Annotated in this window: 18 protein-coding genes; 12 read left to right on the plus strand and 6 right to left on the minus strand. The window is 41.6% G+C overall.

Annotation, left to right across the window (positions count from 1 at the left end; genetic code table 11):
- Positions 1-56: 56 nt before the first annotated feature.
- From hemW to ettA, 5 genes are all read right to left on the minus strand, one after another.
- Positions 57-1,193: a radical SAM family heme chaperone HemW gene (hemW, locus tag AC3KVK_RS04200; protein WP_490310950.1), complete on the minus strand. Its 1,137-nt coding sequence runs from the start codon at positions 1,191-1,193 to the stop codon at positions 57-59.
- Positions 1,190-1,786 carry an XTP/dITP diphosphatase gene (locus tag AC3KVK_RS04205; RefSeq protein ID WP_490310951.1) on the minus strand — a complete coding sequence of 199 codons (597 nt, stop codon included), beginning with the start codon at positions 1,784-1,786 and terminating at the stop codon, positions 1,190-1,192. The genes hemW and AC3KVK_RS04205 overlap by 4 nt, the downstream gene beginning before the upstream one ends.
- A 100-nt stretch (positions 1,787-1,886) precedes the next feature.
- Positions 1,887-3,179: a MipA/OmpV family protein gene (locus AC3KVK_RS04210; RefSeq protein ID WP_490310952.1), complete on the minus strand. Its 1,293-nt coding sequence runs from the start codon at positions 3,177-3,179 to the stop codon at positions 1,887-1,889.
- A gap of 49 nt (positions 3,180-3,228) precedes the next feature.
- Positions 3,229-3,591, minus strand: a complete 363-nt coding sequence (locus AC3KVK_RS04215) for a PilZ domain-containing protein (protein WP_490310953.1) — start codon at positions 3,589-3,591, stop codon at positions 3,229-3,231.
- Between the two features lie 193 nt (positions 3,592-3,784).
- On the minus strand, positions 3,785-5,449 hold the full coding sequence (gene ettA, locus AC3KVK_RS04220; RefSeq protein WP_490310954.1) for an energy-dependent translational throttle protein EttA: 1,665 nt from the start codon (positions 5,447-5,449) through the stop codon (positions 3,785-3,787).
- Between the two features lie 397 nt (positions 5,450-5,846).
- On the opposite strand from ettA, the gene AC3KVK_RS04225 reads away from it, so the two are divergent.
- The 12 genes from AC3KVK_RS04225 (at position 5,847) to AC3KVK_RS04280 (ending at position 19,701) form a co-directional block, all read left to right on the plus strand.
- Positions 5,847-8,066, plus strand: a complete 2,220-nt coding sequence (locus tag AC3KVK_RS04225) for a patatin-like phospholipase family protein (RefSeq protein WP_490310955.1) — start codon at positions 5,847-5,849, stop codon at positions 8,064-8,066.
- A 198-nt stretch (positions 8,067-8,264) separates the two neighbouring features.
- Complete coding sequence (glyA, locus tag AC3KVK_RS04230) at positions 8,265-9,521, plus strand: serine hydroxymethyltransferase (protein WP_490310956.1); 1,257 nt, start codon at positions 8,265-8,267, stop codon at positions 9,519-9,521.
- Between the two features lie 151 nt (positions 9,522-9,672).
- On the plus strand, positions 9,673-10,122 hold the full coding sequence (gene nrdR, locus AC3KVK_RS04235) for a transcriptional regulator NrdR (RefSeq protein WP_086744464.1): 450 nt from the start codon (positions 9,673-9,675) through the stop codon (positions 10,120-10,122).
- Position 10,123: 1 nt separating this feature from the next.
- Positions 10,124-11,251 carry a bifunctional diaminohydroxyphosphoribosylaminopyrimidine deaminase/5-amino-6-(5-phosphoribosylamino)uracil reductase RibD gene (gene ribD, locus AC3KVK_RS04240; RefSeq protein WP_490310957.1) on the plus strand — a complete coding sequence of 376 codons (1,128 nt, stop codon included), beginning with the start codon at positions 10,124-10,126 and terminating at the stop codon, positions 11,249-11,251.
- Positions 11,252-11,914, plus strand: coding sequence for a riboflavin synthase (locus AC3KVK_RS04245; RefSeq protein ID WP_490310958.1), 663 nt, complete (start codon positions 11,252-11,254; stop codon positions 11,912-11,914).
- Between the two features lie 59 nt (positions 11,915-11,973).
- Positions 11,974-13,083 (plus strand): bifunctional 3,4-dihydroxy-2-butanone-4-phosphate synthase/GTP cyclohydrolase II, encoded by a 1,110-nt coding sequence (gene ribBA / locus AC3KVK_RS04250; protein WP_490310959.1) that lies wholly within the window; start codon positions 11,974-11,976, stop codon positions 13,081-13,083.
- Between the two features lie 107 nt (positions 13,084-13,190).
- Positions 13,191-13,655, plus strand: coding sequence for a 6,7-dimethyl-8-ribityllumazine synthase (gene ribH / locus AC3KVK_RS04255; protein WP_086744468.1), 465 nt, complete (start codon positions 13,191-13,193; stop codon positions 13,653-13,655).
- A 9-nt stretch (positions 13,656-13,664) separates the two neighbouring features.
- The gene (gene nusB / locus AC3KVK_RS04260) at positions 13,665-14,075 is read left to right on the plus strand and encodes a transcription antitermination factor NusB (RefSeq protein WP_086744469.1); all 411 of its coding nucleotides are present in this window, start codon (positions 13,665-13,667) and stop codon (positions 14,073-14,075) included.
- A gap of 39 nt (positions 14,076-14,114) precedes the next feature.
- Positions 14,115-15,083, plus strand: a complete 969-nt coding sequence (gene thiL, locus AC3KVK_RS04265) for a thiamine-phosphate kinase (RefSeq protein WP_490310960.1) — start codon at positions 14,115-14,117, stop codon at positions 15,081-15,083.
- Complete coding sequence (locus AC3KVK_RS04270; protein WP_490310972.1) at positions 15,080-15,568, plus strand: phosphatidylglycerophosphatase A family protein; 489 nt, start codon at positions 15,080-15,082, stop codon at positions 15,566-15,568. Before thiL ends, AC3KVK_RS04270 begins: the two co-directional genes overlap by 4 nt.
- A 20-nt stretch (positions 15,569-15,588) precedes the next feature.
- The gene (locus AC3KVK_RS04275; protein ID WP_490310973.1) at positions 15,589-18,705 is read left to right on the plus strand and encodes a diguanylate cyclase domain-containing protein; all 3,117 of its coding nucleotides are present in this window, start codon (positions 15,589-15,591) and stop codon (positions 18,703-18,705) included.
- Positions 18,706-18,840: 135 nt separating this feature from the next.
- A complete protein-coding gene (locus AC3KVK_RS04280; protein WP_248532008.1) occupies positions 18,841-19,701 on the plus strand; it encodes an IS982 family transposase in 861 nt (286 codons plus the stop codon).
- 54 nt (positions 19,702-19,755) lie between these two features.
- Here AC3KVK_RS04280 and dxs read toward each other — a convergent pair whose 3' ends face one another.
- On the minus strand, positions 19,756-21,618 hold the full coding sequence (gene dxs / locus AC3KVK_RS04285) for a 1-deoxy-D-xylulose-5-phosphate synthase (protein ID WP_490313734.1): 1,863 nt from the start codon (positions 21,616-21,618) through the stop codon (positions 19,756-19,758).
- Positions 21,619-21,706 lie beyond the last annotated feature (88 nt).

Below are 21,706 nucleotides of genomic sequence, written 5' to 3' on the forward strand. Positions count from 1 at the left end.
AGTGTATTTGGCTCTTTGCCTTAAGAGCCATTTTGTAACAAGTTTTTAACTTTAGGTTAGACAAACAATTCTAACAAGTCATTGAGATAGCGATGGCCTTTTGCGGTTACTTGCCATTGTTGTGCGGTGTGCTGCAATAATCCTTGCGCAATCGCTTGATCAAAAGCGCCTTCAAGTTGGCTAAGTGGTAAACCGGTTAATTCATGAAAAGCATTTTTATCGCATGCCTCAAACAGCCGTAAGCGATTCATAAAAAATTCAAAGGCTAAATCGCTGTGCTCAACTTGCCATTGTTTATAAATATAGGGTTTGGTTAAATCCATATACCCTTTGGGATGTTTAACTTTTTCGGTGCGGATTAAGCGCTTTTGGTCAGGTAAAGTAATCTTACCATGCGCTCCGCAGCCAATGCCTAAATAGTCACCAAAGCGCCAATAGTTGAGGTTATGTTGGCATTGATAACCTGGTTGGCTATACCCGGATATTTCGTATTGTTGATATCCAGCTTCGGCAAGCATCGCCTGACCTTGCTCTTGAATATCCCATAAAGTATCGTCTTCGGGCAGAACAGGTGGCTTGGAATGAAACTGAGTATTCGGTTCGATGGTGAGCTGATACCAAGAGATGTGTTTGGGTTTTAAATCAATGATCGTTTTTAAGTCGCTTAAGGCATCTTCTAAGCTTTGACCTGGTAAACCATGCATTAAATCGAGATTAAAACTATTTAAGCCAGCTAAATGTGCTTGTTCTGCGGCTTTAATCGCCTCATTGGCATCGTGGATCCGTCCAAGAGCTTTGAGCTTGTCATTTTGCATACTTTGCACACCGATGGAGATCCGATTGACACCGGCGCGTACATAACCTTGGAAACGGCCCGCTTCGACGGTACCAGGATTGGCCTCAAGTGTGATTTCGATGTCGTCACAAAAGGGGATTTCTTGCTTTATCCCAGCAAGTAAATCACTTATGGCCCGTTCAGACATCAAGCTAGGTGTACCGCCACCAATAAAAATAGAACGTAGTTTACGGCCTTGAACAAAGTGTAAATCTTGTCGTAAATCATCTAAGAGATGCTGAACATAGGCCGCTTCAGGGATATCGCCTTTTTGGCCGTGACTGTTAAAATCACAATACGGACATTTCTGTACACACCAAGGGATATGAACATATAAGCTTAACGGAGGTAAAATCACAAAATCGCCTGCAATTGATTGACGAGCAGTTTTAAGGCCTGACCTCGGTGACTGATGGCATTTTTTTCTGTTTTTGACAGCTCAGCAGAGGTGATATTTAAGGTTGGGATGAAAAAAATCGGATCGTAACCAAACCCAGCATCACCAAACGGTTGCTCAGTAATCATGCCTTCCCAGCTTGCTTGGCAAACTAAAGGCGTAGGATCTGCGGCATGGCGCATCAATACCAGTACACACCAAAAACGGGCGGTGCGTTTTTCTTTAGGTACATTCTTTAACTCTGATAAGAGTTTGTTGATATTATCGCGATCATTGGCGTTTTCGCCAGCAAACCGCGCAGAGTAAATACCGGGGGCACCACGCAAAGCATCGACCTCAAGGCCAGAATCGTCAGCAATGGCTGGTAATCCGGTAATGTTTGCGGCATGTCGTGCCTTGATTATTGCGTTTTCAATAAAAGTAGTGCCAGTTTCAGGGATGTCGGGAACATTGAATTCACTTTGTGCAATCACGTCGATATTGAGGCTGTCTAGCATCGCCGCCAGTTCATTTACTTTGCCTTGATTACCTGTTGCGAGTACTATTTTTTGCATGGTGTTCACTCTAAAATAATAATGAGATGATCATACGGAACCCCTCAAAAAAAGCCAGTGGAAAAGCCATGTTTACAGGGAATGAGTGAGTGTTTTTATATTAAAAATGCACTTGTAAATAAAGTGTATTGTAATTACTGCCGCCTTTGATGCGGCCAAACTGAGAAGCAGACTCAAAAATCGCAGAGCGGTGGTGAATGCTATATCCAAGCCAGGTGTTTTGCCATTGTTTGATTTTAAATACATCACCTAAGTTTACATCAATTGTTAAATCGAGATAATTTAATAACTCACTGGGTCGATAGCCTTTTTGCTCCATTTCAGTACGTTCAATATACGTGATATCCGACACATAGGATAACCCTTCAGCTGCACCGAGCCGCCAGCGCACCGGCCAAGAAAAACTATAAAAAGCTTTGATACCTAGTACGTATTCATCAATGCGTTCTTGCACTTGCGATACGTGGTGAAAAACAAAGCCAGGTGTGAGGTATACATCAAGCGGTACGCCTAAGACTTCATCTGTTAAGGGGTGGCCGTAAAATATCGAAGTCAGTTGATTGTTAAATTCATCCTTTACTGTCTCACCTCGTAAAATTTCTCCGATGTTAGAGGGCGTAGCCCAGCCATGAGCTACGCGAACGTAACCAGATTGTCGCAAATGCTTTTTCTTTTCTTGAGTTTTGTCATTGAACAAAGCGAAACCTAAATATGCTTCAGCTTGCCAGTCTTTGTCGATGGCGCTGGCATTTTTGGCATTATGATCTAAGGTACTGGCCCCTATAGAAGCAAGTAAATAAAAATTAGATCCAACATGATAACGGCCAGTGAGTTTAGTATTAAATTCAACCCCAGCTCCAATAGATTTATCTGTTAATGATTCGAGAGCATAATAACGACTGTTAAATGCACTGGTTTTTAGCCTTGCTCCGACTTCTGGCATCCACTCCCATGATCCAAATTCATAGCGTTGTTTTGCGATTAATTGTCCATACATATCGCCGTTTAAATCGCTGAATATTTCTGTATTAATATGAGTAAGGGCATTTAATTGATAACGCCATTGCAAGCCAACATCGATCGTGTCTCCTTGCACTGCATTTTGGTATTCAGCCGGAATATCAAAGAATCGGAGTCGTCCGATAAGATTTACTTCATTATGGGGATCTTGCCAAAAGTGCATGCCGGCTTCGGTGCCTTCGATAAAGAAATGTTCCCCTTGATAAAACATCATAGGAACAAAACTAGTGACCGTATCTGATTGAGTCGCAAATGGAATATCGGCTTGTCGAACAAACGCCCCGAGTCCCCAATTTTGCTCTGAAGATAAAGCCGGTAAGTTGAAAAAGACGATAAAAACAAATAGGTACAGGCGAGTAGAAGTCATACGCATGGATTAAGGTTCCAAATGGAAAAGGCTGCAAGGAGCAGCCAAAAGAAGGTTATTCTGGGTGGACTAAATTTTCGAGATCGCGATCGAGTAAAGAATCATCACCTACATTGAGTGCGATTAAACGTTTTAAGTGGGTGGCGCTATCAATGTCAATTTGTTCACATTGCAAGCCGAGGTGATTACTCGCTTCATGGCTCACGTGCATATTCATTGAAATTTCGATATCAGTGTCTGCCAAAGTGAAAGTTAAAAGAATATTTTTGACTTCACCGTCACGCCAGTTATCGGGTTTATCGACTAAGGCGCCTTTGAGGGACAAATCTATAAGAGTACATGACCAGATGATCCCCATGTCTGATAAAAAAGCCGGGGTTGAAAAAATAATGCGAGTAAAGCGACGTCTATCTTCCATTCTTAAAACTCTTATCTGAATAGTTAATTTTTCTCAATTATTAACTCAATAATAGCAGTATTATGAGTTTTAACATCTTCGAGAAATAAAAACAAATAGGTCAAGTTTTGGCTGTGAGTTAGATGGTTTTTTAATTTTATTGAAAACACAAGGCATAAAAAAACGTCCCAAAGGACGTTTTTAATTATTTTAGTTAACCAATACGTTTGTACTTGATTCGTTTTGGTTGAATGGATTCTGCACCGTATGTTTTCTTCATCCAGTCTTCATATTCAGTAAAGTTACCTTCAAAGAAGTTGACTTGGCCTTCATCACGGTAATCTAAAATATGTGTTGCAATGCGGTCTAAGAACCAGCGGTCATGTGAAATACACATGACATTACCAGGAAACTCTAATATTGCATTTTCAAGGGCACGTAATGTTTCAACATCAAGGTCATTGGTTGGTTCATCGAGTAAGATCATGTTGCCGCCAGCTTTTAATAGCTTAGCAAGGTGCAAACGGTTACGCTCACCACCTGATAGCTCTTTGACGAACTTTTGCTGATCGTTTCCTTTAAAATTAAAGCGGCTGACATAAGCTCGACTTGGTATTTCAAAGTTGCCAATCTTCAGCATGTCTAAGCCGTCAGAGACTTCGTTGAAAACTGTGTTATTTTCATTCATGTCATCACGGAACTGCTCAACCGTTGCCAGTTGGACTGTTTCACCCAGTACAATGTCACCAGAATCGGCTTGCTCTTGGCCACTTAACATTCTAAATAACGTAGATTTACCTGCACCATTAGCACCGATAATGCCGACAATTGCTCCTTTAGGAATAGAAAAGCTTAAATCATCAATGAGTACACGATCGCCATAGCTTTTGCGTAAGTTAGCAACATCCAGAACCTTATCACCTAAGCGTGGCCCAGGTGGAATGAATAATTCATTGGTTTCATTGCGCTTTTGGTAATCAGATTGCTGCATCTCCGTAAATTGTGCCATACGCGCTTTAGATTTTGCTTGGCGACCTTTTGGATTTGATCGGACCCATTCAAGCTCTTGGGCAATTGATTTTTGTCGCGCTTGCTCTGCTTTTTCTTCTTGCTTAAGACGGGCGTCTTTTTGCTCTAACCAAGACGAATAATTACCTTCCCACGGAATACCATGACCACGGTCAAGCTCTAATATCCAACCAGCAACATTATCAAGGAAATAACGGTCGTGGGTAATGGCCACAACAGTGCCTTCATAGTCATGTAAGAAACGCTCTAACCATGCAACAGATTCAGCATCTAAGTGGTTGGTTGGTTCGTCGAGTAACAGCATATCGGGCTTTTCAAGTAATAAACGACAGATCGCAACTCGACGGCGTTCACCACCTGATAGTGTTGCGACTTTAGCATCCCACTCAGGTAAGCGAAGCGCATCGGCAGCACGCTCAAGTACGTTATCAATATTATGACCATCATGAGCTTGAATTATTGCTTCGAGTTCACCTTGCTCTTTAGCTAAGGCATCAAAATCAGCGCCTTCTAATGCGTACTCGTTGTAAACTTCATCTAGGCGAGAAAGGGCATTTTTTACTTCACTTACAGCTTCTTCGACGACTTCACGCACTGTTTTCGATTCATCGAGCACCGGCTCCTGAGGGAGGTAGCCAATTTTGGTGCCGGGTTGTGGGCGAGCTTCACCTTCAAACTCTTTGTCGATACCCGCCATAATGCGTAGTAGAGTTGATTTACCTGAGCCGTTTAAACCAAGCACACCAATTTTAGCGCCTGGGAAAAAACATAAAGAAATATCTTTTAAAATTGTACGCTTAGGTGGCACAACTTTGCTCACCCGAGACATAGTATAAATATACTGAGCCATTAAAAAATCCACTTTTGAATGATGAAATTAGCGCTATTTTAGAAGAACAGGCAAGTTGGGGCAATGTTTGAAATGGAAATAGCTCTACTTCAGGCGAACGCACTGTTTTGATTTGTGTTTTATTGGGTAACTTTAAGAGTCATTATGCTTCAAACTCCAATGACGAATCGAAGTCAGTGTGCAGGGTGAAGGAATCGTCAAGCTGCTCGAACGAGCTTAAATAAAGCTCAAAATTAAGGACATAATTGCGTCGTGTCTAGGTGTGAAATACCTGCTGAAATGTTATTTAATTTGTTCTTTTATTAGCAGCGAGCGCTCGTGAGTAAGAGAATCAAGTTTCGCATTTTTCGTTGGTTTTGTGTAAATTACTGATACATTTTCTTTTCATTGCACCACTATGTACCGAATTATTTTTTTAATTAGTTACCTGCTTGTTTTTTCAAACCAATTGTTTGCCCAAGAACGCTTAAAAGTTGGCTTGGTACTGGGCGGCGGCGGCGCCAAAGGCAGTGCGCATATCGGTGTATTAAAAGAGCTTGAACAGCTGAATATTCCGATTGATTATATTGCAGGAACCAGCATCGGAGCCTATGTTGGCGGTATGTATGCTCTGGGATACAGTCCTGCTCAAATAGAGCAAGTGATGCTCGATTCAAATTGGGATGAAGGGTATTCAGATCAGATCCCGCGAAGCGCGCTTAATTTTCGAAATAAACAACATCGAGATACTTATAATTTACCTATTCGATTAGGGATTGACGAGCAGCAATTAAAAATCCCTAAAGGTTTGTTGGCAGGGCAAAATGTTAATCGCTTGCTGAGGAGCTCAACTAATTTAGTTCAGTCATTTGAAAGTTTTGATGATCTAGCTATCCCATTTCGCGCTATCGCAACGGATTTAGTCACCAGTCAAGCCGTGATTATTTCATCGGGCAGTATTATTGACGCTATGCAGGCTTCAGCTGCTGTTCCGGGGGTTGTTCACCCAGTAGAATTAAACAATAAAATGCTTGTTGATGGTGGAATTGCTAATAATTTACCCATCGATGTTGTTAAAGCGATGGGAGCCGATGTCGTGATTGCTGTTGATATTGGCTCTTCGTTAGCTCAAAAAGAACATATTCAAAGCTCTGTGGATGTGTTGATGCAGTTATCGACGATTTTAACGCGTGCCTCCACCGAACATCAGCTACAAAAAATGCAACCAGAAGATATTTTAATTCGACCCGATGTTGGTGCCCTAAGTACAACGGATTGGGGGGTCTTACCGATCGCACTTGAGCGTGGGGAGCAAGCCGCAGTTAAACATCGAGCAAAACTAAGCCAACTGAGTATTGATAAAGCACAGTATAAAACGTTGAAACAGCACGCATTTGAACGCAGTGAAACCTGGTTTGCATCAATTAACCGACCGCTGGTGGCGATTGAACTAAACAACCAATCGGCTGTTCATCGTGATCTCATTTTGCGAGAGTTCGCGATTGTTCAAGGGGCGTTAGTGTCTGAGAAGGAAGTTCAAGAAGCAATTGCACGCGTATATAGTTTAGATGCGTTTGAAACAGTTGATGCTGCTTTTAAAGAAACGCCCACAGGGCGAATATTAGTGTTGAATACTAAAGCGAAGTCGTGGGGACCTAACTTTATTGATGTTGGTGCCAGTTATCAAGATGATTTTCAAAGTGACTCTGTACTCTCTTTGGATCTCGCTTTCACACGGAGTGCGTTAAATGAATGGGGTGGGCAGTGGCGAAATCAACTCTCTCTCGGTTATGAAAAAGCATTACGGACTGAGTTTTATCAGCCATTGACTAGTACCGAAGATTTTTATGCGACTGTGTCGCTTGGATACCTCAAAGAAGAGCGCCGTTTAAAAAACCAAGAAAGCATCTATATCGATTTACAAAAAAAGTCACTTTTGGGACAAGTTGCAGCGGGTTACTATTTTAATAAAGACTGGGTTGCTGAAGTTGGTTTAATCACTGAGTCGGGGCAATTAAGTAACCAAAACTGGGCAAAGCAAGCCTCTGATTATACTCAAGATGGGTATTATTTCTCTCTCAATTTTGATGATTTAAATAGTATCAACTTTCCGACATTGGGGAATAAATTTACTGTCGCAGTCCATCAACGACAAGAAGAGTATGACCATTACTTTAATCCCATCGAAAATGACCGTTCATTGCAATTGTCTGTGGATTGGCGAGGTGCAATGAGGTTTAACCATCATGCGCTTGTCGGTGCCGCTTCTTTCACAACGATAGATAAAAGGGGGGCGTTTACTGCCAATATTGCTGAGCTCGGTGGTTTTTTAAATTTATCCGGGTATGGGAAAAATACATTGATTGGTGCACATAAAGCTTTTGGAGCGGTGATTTATCAATATGATATTGGTCGAGATATTTTGAATCTCAATAACTATCCCCTTTATTCGGGGCTAAGTTTAGAGGCGGGAAATGTTTGGTCGCTCCCTGAACAAATTGATTTAGATGATCTGTTAATTTCGGGTAGTCTTTATCTAGGCACTGACTCTAGCGCAGGCCCGATGGCGTTTGGTGTTGGCTTTGCGGAAGGTGGCGAAACGAGTGTATTTATTTCACTTGGGAAAAATTGGTGGTGATAAATATCTCTTATGTTTTTATGTTAATGTATTTTTAATTGTTATGTAAATGATTAAAAAATATCATAATTAAAGGACTGTGAAAAAAATTCAATTGCTGTTTAAATATGCTCACCTTGTCAATGTAGGCAAATACGCTATTTGCGCGTACAATATCGCCTTCTTTGATCCTTTATTACGTTGCAACTAGGAGAACCCATGTTAGAACGCAGCATGAACATCGCAGATTTTGATCCAGAGTTATTTGAAGCTATTAATAAAGAAACAGCTCGCCAAGAAGAGCACATTGAACTGATTGCTTCAGAAAACTACTGTAGCCCACGCGTTTTAGAGGCTCAAGGCTCTCAATTAACAAACAAATATGCAGAAGGCTACCCAGGTAAGCGTTACTACGGTGGGTGTGAGCATGTTGATGTTGTTGAGCAGTTAGCAATTGATCGCGCAAATGAGTTATTTGGTACTGATTACGCAAATGTTCAACCACACGCGGGTTCTCAAGCTAATGCCGCTGTATTTCAAGCGCTTTTACAGCCGCACGATACCGTGTTAGGTATGAGCTTAGCGCATGGTGGTCACTTGACTCATGGTTCTCATGTTAATTTCTCTGGTAAAACGTACAATGCGATTCAGTACGGTCTAAATGACGTAACGGGTGAGATTGATTATGCACAAGTTGAAGCGTTGGCACTTGAGCATAAACCTAAAATGATTATTGCTGGTTTTTCTGCATATTCAGGTATTGTTGATTGGGCGAAATTCCGTGAAATCGCCGATAAGGTTGGTGCATACTTATTCGTAGATATGGCGCACGTGGCTGGTTTAATTGCAGCGGGTGTTTACCCAAGCCCAGTACCTCATGCACATGTTGTAACAACGACGACTCATAAGACATTGGCTGGCCCTCGTGGTGGTTTAATTATTTCTGCGTGTGGCGACGAAGAGATTTATAAAAAATTAAATAGTGCTGTTTTCCCTGGTGGCCAAGGTGGTCCTTTATGTCACATCATTGCTGCAAAAGCAGTGGCATTTAAAGAAGCATTACAACCAGAGTTTAAAACCTATCAAGCGCAAGTGGTTAAAAATGCACAAGCCATGGTTGAAGTGTTACAAGAGCGTGGATACAAAGTTGTTTCTGGTAAAACAGACAACCACTTATTCCTACTTGATTTAATTGATAAAGATATTACAGGTAAAGATGCAGATGCAGCGTTAGGTAATGCGAACATTACTGTAAATAAAAACTCTGTACCAAATGACCCACGTTCTCCATTTGTAACGTCTGGATTGCGTATTGGTTCACCAGCAATCACACGTCGTGGTTTCAAAGAAGCAGAATCGAAAGAGTTAGCGGGTTGGATTTGTGATGTCCTAGACAACATTGAAGATGCGTCGGTTCAGGCTCAGGTTAAAGAAAAAGTAAAGGCAATCTGTAAAAAGCTACCTGTTTACGCTTAATTGCTTTTTCGCAAAATTTATTTAGCTCACAAGCTGACTATTTTTTGCTATCATAAGGCCGCTTTTTAAAGCGGCTTTTTTATGCCTAATTCATCACAACGCTCCAATTTGGTCTTGTGTTTAAATTGACTTATTTGAACGGAAATTCAGCATGTATTGTCCATTTTGTTCTGCAAAAGATACCAAAGTCATCGACTCACGATTAGTGGGGGGAGGCCATCAGGTGCGCCGACGTAGGGAATGCATCGATTGCCATGAACGTTTTACCACGTTTGAAGGAGCTGAGTTGGTGATGCCGCGCGTAATTAAACAAGATGGTAGCAGAGAGCCCTTTAATGAAGATAAATTACTCAATGGGTTACATCGCGCTTTAGAAAAAAGACCTGTAAGCACTGAGCAGGTTGAAGAAGTGGTTCATCAAATTAAATCCCAACTTCGAGCGACTGGAGAGCGAGAAATATCAAGCCATATTGTGGGTGAGTGTATTATGGAAGCACTTAAAAAACTCGATAAAGTCGCGTATGTCCGGTTTGCATCGGTCTATCGCTCGTTTGAAGATATCAAAGAGTTTGGCGAAGAAATTGCCCGTTTAGGTGAATAACATGAGTCAATTCACAGCACAAGACCATCATTTTATGGCGCTGGCTATAAACCTCGCGAGTAAAGGCATGTACACCACAACTCCTAACCCTAATGTTGGCTGTGTTCTGGTTAAAGAGGGGGAGATCGTCGGCCAAGGTTACCATCAAAAAGCCGGGGAAGGTCATGCAGAAGTTAATGCTTTAGCTGAAGCAAAAGGCAAAACCAAAGGCGCGGTTGCGTACGTCACATTAGAGCCTTGCTCGCATACTGGGCGAACGGGCCCGTGTGCTGTGGCCCTAGTTGAAGCAGGTGTTACAAAAGTGATTGCAGCAATGGTTGACCCAAACCCTGCGGTAAGTGGTAAAGGGTTGGCTATTTTACAACAAGCTGGTATAGAAACGGCATTTGGTTTGATGCAAACAGAGGCCGAAGCTCTTAACCGTGGTTTTTTAAAACGTATGCGAACTGGAATGCCATTTATTCAATGTAAATTAGCCGCCAGTTTAGATGGTAAAACGGCACTCAAAAATGGTGTCAGTAAATGGATAACAGGCCCACAAGCTCGATCTCAAGTACAAGATTATCGAGCAAAAAGTTGTGCGGTTTTGACTGGTGCCGATACCGTGTTAGTTGATAACGCGAAAATGAATGTACGATATGATGAGTTGATAGCACCGCCTTTTTCAAATCAACACTTACGTCAACCAATCCGTATTGTTGTGGACTCAAAACATCGCTTAACCCCTGACTTGGCATTTTTCCAAATTGAGAGTCCAATAATCATTCTGACAACTTGCCTTGAAAAGACCCATACTTGGCCTCATTACGTTCGTCATCTGGTTGTCAGAGAATTAGATGGATTTGTTGATTTGGTTGATGCATGTCAACAGCTTGGGCTGATGGGAATTAATCAACTTTGGTTGGAATCCGGTCATACTTTGGCTGGAAAATTTGTGGAAAACGCATTGGTCGACCAGTTTATTTTCTATCTCGCACCAAAGTTAATCGGAGCGAGTGGGCAAAGCCTTTTGCAGCTTCCCGTGTTAGAATCAATGGATCAAGTTTATGATTTAACCCTAGATGATGTGAGCTTAATTGGCTCTGATCTTAGAATTATTGCGTCACCAAAAAGAGAATTGAAGAACTAAATGTTTACAGGAATTATCGAAGCGATAGGGCAATTAACCACTTTACAGAAAGTCGGGGGTGATCTTAGTGTCACAGTAACCAGTAACGAGCTCGATTTAAGTGATGTTAAACTTGGTGATAGCATTGCAACCAATGGGGTGTGCTTGACGGTTGTAAAACTGAACAAGGATGGCTTTGTAGCGGATGTCTCACATGAGACTTTAAGCTTAACTGGCTTTGGTCAGTACAAAATTGGCCAAAAAGTTAACTTAGAAAAAGCCCTTACTCCGACTTCTCGTCTTGGAGGGCATTTAGTCTCAGGGCATATTGATGGCATCGCCACAGTGGTGGCGATAAACCAAAATGCACGGGCGACCGATTATTGGTTGAGTGCTCCCTCTTCATTATTAAAATATATTCCGTACAAAGGTTCGGTGTGTATTGATGGAATTAGTTTAACAGTTAACGGTATTGAGCAAGACCGCTTTAAGCTCACTATTGTGCCACATACAGCCCAACAAACGACCATTGTCGATTTTAAAGTCGGCAGCCAAGTCAATTTAGAAGTTGATCAATTGGCTCGTTATATGGAACGCCTGCTAACAGCAAATGAACATGAGCATGCACAGGCAAGCAACGTATCTATGGACTTATTAGCTCAAGCGGGTTTTATTAAGTCTTAAACATATTTTAACCTTAAATAGCCTGCTATTTAGATGACAACAGCAAAAGCGAGTAAGCAATGAAACTCAACAGCGCAGCAGAAATTATTGAAGATATCCGTGCCGGTAAAATGGTTATCTTGATGGATGATGAAGATCGAGAAAATGAAGGCGATTTAATTATGGCTGCCGAGCACATCAGTGCCGAAGCTATTAATTTTATGGCGACGTATGGACGTGGTTTAATTTGTTTGACGTTGACACAAGAACGTTGTCAGCAGCTCGATCTCCCTTTGATGGTGCGTAACAATGGAGCACAGTTTTCGACCAATTTCACTATGTCTATTGAAGCGGCGAAAGGAGTCACGACGGGGATCTCTGCAGCCGATCGAGCTCGTACTGTTCAGGCTGCAGTAGCAAAAGGCGCAGTGCCGGCTGATATCGTACAACCGGGTCATATTTTTCCGATTATGGCGCAACCTGGTGGTGTTTTGACTCGTGCTGGGCACACAGAAGCAGGATGTGACTTAGCGCGTTTAGCTGGTTGTGAGCCCTCATCTGTGATTGTTGAAATTCTGAATCCTGATGGCACCATGGCACGTCGTCCAGACTTGGAAATTGTTGCTAAAGAGCACGGTATTAAGATTGGTACCATTGCCGATTTAATCGAATACCGTAATTTAAATGAAGCCACGATTGAGCGAGTTGCAACTTGTAAATTACCTACAGAGCATGGTGAATTTGACTTAGTAACCTATAAAGACACGATAGATGGCCAATTACATTATGCATTAGTTAAAGGTACGGTTAAGTCAGATGAGGCAACGTTAGTTAGGGTCCATTTACAAAGTACGTTCAACGATATCTTGCTTTCTGACCGGGTTGCAGATCGCAGCTGGACACTGAGTAATGCTATGCAACGTGTAGCACAAGAAAGTGGCGTAGTGGTGATTTTAGGTAAGCAAGAAACTTCAGAAGAGCTAGAATCGATCGTTAAAGCATTTGAAGCACAAGATAAGGGTGAATCGACCCAGCTACGAAAATTCCAAGGTACGTCACGAACTGTGGGTGTCGGCTCTCAAATTTTGGCTGACCTGGGTATTCATAAAATGCGTTTAATGAGTCTCCCGAAAAAATACCATGCTATTTCAGGGTTTGGCTTGGAAGTAGTGGAATACGTTGAACCATAATTTACAAAAAGTAGAGCTCATTAATATCGCTAATAAAGTTGAGCTTTCTATGTTATGATGCGCGCCGATTTTTGTGCATCAGATTAAAACCAGTTTAAGGGCTTCGGATGAAAATTATTGAAGGTAACATGAATGCAACTGGCAAAAAATTTGCCATTGTCATCTCTCGTTTTAATAGCTTTATTGGTAGTAGCTTACTAGAAGGCGCAGTAGATACGTTAAAACGTACTGGTGGTGTGAATGATGACGATATTACCGTTGTCTATGTGCCCGGTGCCGTAGAATTGCCACTCGTTGCGAAACGTGTTGCAGCTAAAAAAGAATATGATGCGATTATTGCGCTTGGCGTGGTGATCCGAGGTGGTACGCCGCACTTTGATCTTGTTGCTGGTGAATCAAATAAAGGGTTAGCTCAAGTCTCACTTGAGTATGATATCCCAGTGGCTTTTGGTGTATTAACCACTGAAAGTATTGAGCAAGCAATTGAACGAGCAGGTACCAAAATGGGTAACAAAGGTGGTGAAGCTGCCCTTGGTGCACTTGAAATGGTAAATGTTCTTGACCAAATTTAAGGATTTGACGTGAAACCTGCAGCAAGGCGTAAAGCCCGTATTTTAGCACTTCAAGCTATCTATTCATGGCAAGTAAGTGGTAACAATATTTCAAATATTGAACAGCAGATGCTACTTGAAAATGACATCACTAAAGTTGATGTTGAGTATTTTAAAGATTTAGCATGTGGTGTCGCTGTTCAGCATAAAGTGCTAGACGAAATTCTCGCTCCTCATTTAGCCCGCCCTTATGAAGACATTGATTTTGTGGAAAAAGCGATTTTGCGTTTATCAGCATATGAGCTGAAATTCCGCGAAGATGTCCCTTATAAAGTTGCGATTAATGAGGGAATTGAGTTAGCTAAGATGTTTGGTGCTGAAGATAGCCATAAGTTCGTCAATGGTGTCTTAGATAAGGCAGTTAAAGAGCTTAGAGCTTAATTAAATAGAGGGAGCCGGCTTAGCCCGGCTTTTTTGTGTATGCGTGAATTTGAATTAATAAGCCGATATTTCAAAGGCCGAGGCATCACTCGCAAGGATGTTAAGTTAGGTATTGGTGATGATGCAGCTGTGATGAATGTGCCTGAAAATTGCCAATTAGTCGTCACAACGGATACGCTTGTTGAGGGTGTTCACTTTTTCAAAGATATGTCACCAAGAGCGCTAGGGCATCGAGCACTCGCAGTTAATTTAAGTGATTTGGCTGCAATGGGGGCAGAACCTGCTTGGATCTCTTTAGCGCTGACACTTCCTCATGCAGATATTGACTGGTTGGAAGAGTTTACAGCTGGCATGCATGAAATAGCGGAGTATTTTAATGTACAAATTATCGGTGGTGATACCACACAAGGGCCTTTGACGATTAGCATTTGTGCTAAAGGGACTGTGCCAAAAGATAAAGCATTAACTCGCTCAGGTGCAAAAAATGGTGATTGGATATACCTATCTGGGCCATTAGGGGATGCGGGTCTTGCTATTGAGGCGCATAAAGGTCGCTTTGATGTACGCCCGGAAAACTTAGCTAAACTTAAACAACGTTTTGAATACCCGAACCCTCGGGTTGCAGCAGGCCAAGTATTGCGTAACCTTGCATCATCTTGCATTGATATTTCAGATGGTCTACTTGCCGATCTAAAGCATATTTTGGCGATGTCTATGGTGGGTGCGACTATTAATGTCGATAAAATACCTGTCTCGCAGGCTTTAGCTGAGTCGCTTTCAGTAGACGAACGTTGGCCATTTCTACTCGCCTATGGTGATGACTATGAGCTGTTATTTACTGTGCCTGAAGATAAAAAAGGCATGCTTGATTTGAGCTTACGTCAATATGGTGTTGAAGCTGTGTGTATTGGTCAAATTAAAGGCTCTGACGGACATATAGAGTTGCTCAATCAAGGTGAAAAATTTGTTTTTGTTGGTCAAGGTTACCAGCATTTCGCTGAGGAATAATTTTGCAGCAAAAAATAGCATTTAACCTAAAAAAACCTCATCAATTTTTGGCGTTAGGTTTTGGTTTAGGCTTGGCGCCAAAAGCGCCGGGTACATTTGGAACATTGGCGGCTTTGCCATTTATTTTTGCTACGGCTCATGCTGGCTGGATGGTACAAATTGGATTAGCACTTTTTATCAGTGTCGTGGGTGTGTGGTTGTGCGCAAAAACCGCAAGTGATGTGCAAGTACATGATCACCCAGCGATTGTTTGGGATGAAATTGCTGGTTTTTACATTACCATGATAGGCGCTGCAATTAGTTGGCAGTCCTTACTTGTGGGTTTTGTGTTATTTAGATTTTTTGATATCTTAAAACCTTGGCCTATCAAGTTACTTGATAAAAAGGTGAAGGGTGGTTTTGGCATTATGATTGATGATGTACTTGCAGGTATTTTTTCATTAATTATTATCCAAGCCTTATTTAAAGTTGGTTATTTAATCTAAAAGAGTCGAATGTGCTTAGACTGCTTATTTTTATTTGCTTATGTGTATTTGCAAGCTCCGCTGTCGCAATTAATGATTATGTCGTTAAGCAGTGGAGTACAAGTGACGGTCTAGCATCTCAGTCAGTAACCAGCATTGTTCAGGACAGGCAGGGTTATATTTGGGTTGGGACTCAGTTTGGCCTCAGTCGATTTGATGGCATGAATTTTAGTAATTTCAGCACTTCAAATTCGGACTTTTTACAAAGTAACTCCATTACAAAGCTCTTGTTAGATCAGCAAGGCTTTCTGTGGATTGGAACTAAGTTAGGCTTAGTTCGGCTTAATCCAGAGACGTTTGAATTCACTCAATACAATGTGAAAGGTGCAGTCCATGATTTATTGGCCGATGATGAAGGGCGGATCTGGATTGCAGCCAACGGGCTATATTTTTATTTCAATGATGTGTTTATGCCGCTCAATCAATTGCTTGATAATAATCAGACAATGGGTTGGCCTAATACAAACAAATCCCGTGGACAACACCGAATTAGCCGAATTATTGGCTCTGTCAGCAAAATGGCGCTGTCTCCTGATGGGATATGGCTGGTCAATGATCGAACATTATTGAGGCTGTCTTATCAGCTTAGTTCTAAATCGGCGATAAAACTTGAGATTTCTGCCACCATAAGCCTCCCCGAAAGTTTAGCTCAAACTCCTGTCACCGATTTAAGCTGGCTTGAAGGAAATTTATTCCTCGCTTCTGAGGCGGGTGCCTTCAAACTGGATGTTGAAGACGAGCTAAGACCGATAAACTTACCTCTCGCGATTAATAAAGCCACGTACAAAATCATGAGCGACCCTGATGGTGCGTTGTGGGTTTCAACAGAAGGACGATTACTATACCGTGATACATCGAGTGATTGGGAGGCTGTTGACGCTGTCGAGCTCGAGCAAACGTGGTTTAGTGACATTATTCGTGATCGCCAAGATAATATCTGGCTGGGTAGTTCAAGTGATGGTTTATGGCAGGCTCATAAAGGACAGGTAGAGCGTCACAGCACATTTGCAGGTATTAAAGAGCAAATTGAAGCCGTGACTCTCTCTGCTCGTGGTGAGCTTTGGGTTGCCAGTCGCTCAGGTGTTGGGTACTTTAATGAAGATAATGAGTTTATCAATCAGATCCCCTATGAGAAATTAGGTAATGCAAAAGTCAGTACCTTGCACTTTCAAGGAAATCGATTATTCATCGGGACTTCTAAAAATGGTGCGTTTTATTGGCAAAACGGTCAATTAAATCGCGTGCCTGGTCGAGCTCTGCGCTTTAATGGTGTAAACGCTATAGAGCCCAGTCCATTTGGTCTGTGGTTTGGTACTGAGCGAGGTCTATTTCGCCAAGGGTTTGATGGGGTGTTCAAATCGTTTATCTATAACACAAAATTGAATAGTAAGAACATTACCTCTTTGATTGATAAGGGAAGTGAAGTTTGGATTGGTACTACTAAAGGTGCTTATCACTATAACGCCAATGGATTAAAGCAACTCGGGCAATCATTAGCGCTTGAAGGGGCGAATGTGAGTAGTATCCTTGAAGCGCCGAACAATATTATGTTTATAGGAACAATCACTGATGGCTTATTTTACCGAACAGCTGAAGGTGTTTGGCATCAACTTGATGCATCAAAAGGTCTACCATATGGTGCAATTTTAAGCCTTTATTATGATCAGGCCATGGATAGGCTATGGGTGAGTAATCTTAAAGGGGTGTATCGTATGCCCTTATCTCAGTTCTCGAGCCAAGTTGAAAATGTTCAAGTCGAGCTGGTAATTAACTCACTCGATCGTAAATTTGATGGCAAGCTGAGCCAATGCTGTGCGGGCAAAGGACAAAGCGCGGTCATGTCTACCGGTTCATCATTATGGTACCCAAGTTTACAAGGCTTAGTGGCGATCCCTAAAAATATCGAATTATTTGGTGAGACAGAACTGTCGCCGATGATTGAAAGTATTTCTTCCGATCAGGGGATAACACCTGTTAATAATCAGCAAGAAACATTATCACTTGATCAGCGAGACTTGACCATTAACTATACTGCGATTGATTTTTATGCGCCAAATAGTTTGGAGTTTCGTTATAAGCTAGTCAATTTTGATGATACTTGGCGTGTCGCAAATAAGCGCAGAGAGGCGATTTACACTAATTTGCCCCCTGGTGTATTTACATTTGAGCTAGAAGTTAAACGGCAGAGTATGACATGGAATAATAGTGTTAAGACTCGCTTTACATTTGAAATAGCTAAACGATTTGATGAAACGGTTTATTTTCGATTGTTAATAGTGAGTTTGTTTATTTCGCTATTGTATTTCAGTTTCTTGCTTTATCGTTCTCAAGAGAGAAGAAAACAAGCTGAACTCGAGAAACTTGTTGAAGCACGTACCCATGAGCTCACAGAGACAAATAGTAAGCTTAATCAAGCTAACTCCCAACTTAAACAGGTTAGCCATTCAGATGAACTGACAGGTTTGAGAAGCCGCCGGTTTTTATTTGACCAATTACCTAAAGATATCGAGCATTATCAAAGAAATCGTCAAAGTTTAGAGGATCAGGGAAAAGCGCTGGCCTTAGTGATTGTCAATTTAGATGATTTTAGCCGGATTAATGATGCTTTTGGCCCGATTTCTGGAGACAGTTGTTTACAGCAAGTGGCGACTTTGCTCAATAGTAAAACTCAAGGTTCGGATTACGTGGTTCGATGGAGTGGTGATGAATTCTTACTTTTGTTACGCGATATGCGTCGTAATGCAATTGATGATTATGCTAAAAATTTGTGCCGGGCTATTTCGGATCACCAATTTAAGCTACCAAATGGCAAGTCAATCCAGTTGACTTCATCACTCGGTTGGGCATTTTATCCTCTACCTTTGATTGGGGGTCAAATTATAGGTTGGGAGACATCCATTAATTTAGCCGATCTTGCTTTACATAAAGTGAAAGAAAAGGGCCGTAATGGGGTGGCAACATTCACATTTGATGAACAACTCGATGCATTTGAATTTGAAGATAGTGAAATGATAGAAACCCAACTGACAGACTTACTGACCAGTAATTTAGCAACGCTACAATTATGGATGCAAGAGCGTTGGACAATGAATGTATAATTTAGTGACTTTTACTTTAGCCACAAAAAAACCTAGTCATTAACTAACCTGAGCTGCACATAAGAAATGGAACTAAATGCCCTTGCGGTGATCAGATCTTTCGACCAAGAAACATAAGATTACCGAGGCAAGGGCATGAATAACTTAGATGCAATTTACGTAGATGTCGATGATTTTTGTTTATTGTTTGAACCTCAATGGCTTAAACACCTAATAGAATCAGGTGAAAAGCAACGCATTAAGCCATCTCGACTATCCTCTAGCGAAGTGATGACTATATTAATTGCTTTTCATCAATCAGGTTATCGCGATTTTAAAACTTACTACACCAAATTTGTTTGTCAGTATTGGCGACATTATTTTCCTGATTTAGTCAGTTATACACGTATGTTGAAGTTACTTCAGGCCACGTTACCTGCTCTGTGTAGCTATCTGAAGCAGCGCTTTGATAAACCAACAGGCATTGCATTTATCGATTCCACTTCTCTCAAGGTGTGTCACAACATGCGTATTCCTCGTCACCAAGTTTTCGCGGGAGAAGCCAAACGAGGCAAAGGAACAATGGGCTGGTTTTATGGCTTTAAACTTCACCTCATCATGAATGATGAAGGGGGTTTATTAGCTGTAAAAGTGACAGCTGGGAATGTTGATGATAGACAGCCGGTATTAGATATGGTTGATAATGTTACAGGTAGTTTATACGCTGATAAAGGTTATGTATCTGCAAACTTAAAAGCGGAACTTGCTGAGCAAGGCATTGATTTTATTACAGGTCAACGAAGTAATATGAAACGTCAGCCAATATCATCTTGGGATAGAGCGATGTTATCAAAGCGTTTCATCATTGAAACAGTTTTCGACCAGCTGAAAAATATGGCTCAAATAGACCACACAAGGCACCGCAGCTGCATCTCATTTATGGTTAATTTAATGGCTGGATTAATTGCCTATACTTTTCAGACTAAAAAGCCGAGTATAAAAGTGACTCGGCTTTAATTCTTATGCAGATCTGAGGTTAACTAGGTTTTTTTGTGGTGTGAGCGACAGTAATTAATTCAAAAATTGTTTGATTGCTTCTTCTATACCTTCGCTATCTAAGCCCATCTCAGCATGCATTTCATCTTGTGTACCATGCTTAATAAACTCATCAGGAATACCCAGATTGAGTACTTCTATTGTTAACCTATGCTTGAGCACAAATTCGTTAACTGCAGAACCTGCACCACCAAGAATGGCATTGTCTTCGAGAGTGACAAATACTGTGTGATTGGTTGCAAGTTCAGTCAGAAGTGCTTGATCTATCGGCTTGATAAAACGCATATCAACAAGGGTTGCATCGAGTTTTTCTGCGACAGATTTAGCATTGTTTAGCAAAGTACCAAAAGATAAGATTGCGATATTTTGGCCGTTACGAACCACATTCGCTTTTCCTATCTCGATACTTTCCATTTCTTTGCTCGGGTCGAACTCACCAGCGCTACCTCTAGGGTAACGCACGGCTGCAGGCTGATTTAGCCTGTGTCCAGTAAAAAGCATATTCCGACATTCATTGGTATCGCTCGGAGCCATGATGATCATGTTTGGGATACAGCGCATATAGCTTAAATCGTATGCTCCTTGGTGTGTTTCACCATCAGCCCCAACTATTCCTGCTCTATCGATTGCGAATAAAACGGGTAAATTTTGTAAAGCGACATCATGGATTAGTTGATCATACGCGCGCTGTAAGAAGCTCGAGTAGATCGCCACGACAGGGTTGAGTCCTTCACATGCAAAGCCAGCCGCTAATGTCACTGCATGTTGTTCAGCGATGGCGACATCAAAATATTGCTCAGGGAATTCTTTCGAAAACCTGACCATGCCTGAACCTTCACGCATTGCAGGTGTAATCGCCATGAGCTTCTCATCTTGGGTGGCCATTTCACATAGCCAATCACCAAACACCTTTGAAAATGTTGGCTCACTCGGCTTTGATTTAGGTAGGCTTAGCTCGGAAGGATCAAATTTTGGTACACCGTGGTAGCCAATGGGATCCGCTTCTGCTGGTTGATAACCTTTACCTTTTTGAGTCCTCACATGAAGTAATTGAGGCCCTTTAAGGTTGCGCATATTACGCAGAGTATCACAAAGCATAGTCACATCATGTCCGTCGATTGGACCAATGTAGTTAAACCCGAGCTCTTCAAAAAAAGTACCCGGGACCACCATTCCTTTTAAGTGTTCTTCCATTTTGCTGGCAAGCTCTTTTACAGGCGGCATACCTGAAAGCAGTTTTTTACCTCCTTCACGGATGTTGGTATAAAAACTACCTGATAAAATTCGGGCTAAATGATTATTAAGTGCGCCGACATTTTCTGAAATTGACATCTCGTTGTCATTAAGGATCACTAACATGTCTGCATCGATATCGCCGGCGTGATTCATTGCTTCAAATGCCATGCCTGCAGTGACGGCACCATCACCAATAACTGCGACTACTTTTCGGTTTTTTGCTTCTTTTTTAGCGGCAATGGCCATACCGAGCGCGGCAGAAATTGATGTACTTGAATGGCCAACACTAAAGGTGTCATATTGGCTTTCTTCGCGATAAGGAAATGGATGGAGGCCATCTTTTTGACGTATGCTGTGCATCAAATCACGGCGGCCTGTTAATATTTTATGGGGATATGCTTGGTGGCCCACATCCCAAATAACACGATCAAATGGCGTGTTATACACATAGTGTAATGCAACGGTGAGTTCGACAGTGCCCAAACCTGATGCTAAATGACCACTACTTTTTGACACTGAGTTTAGGAGGTAATCTCTTAACTCATGACTCAATGCTGGTAATTTATCTTGTGCTAACTCCCGTAATTGCGGGGGTTCATCAATTAAGCCCAATAAGGGATAGTTGTTGTTATCAATTGTCATGACAGGTATTGATTATCCTTTGTTTACTGACCCGATTATACATCAATTTAAGCGGTAATCTTTTTCTTTTCTGTTCTTTTACCGTGTA

It is taken from the genome of Pseudoalteromonas sp. J2K-J979 (assembly GCF_058169715.2).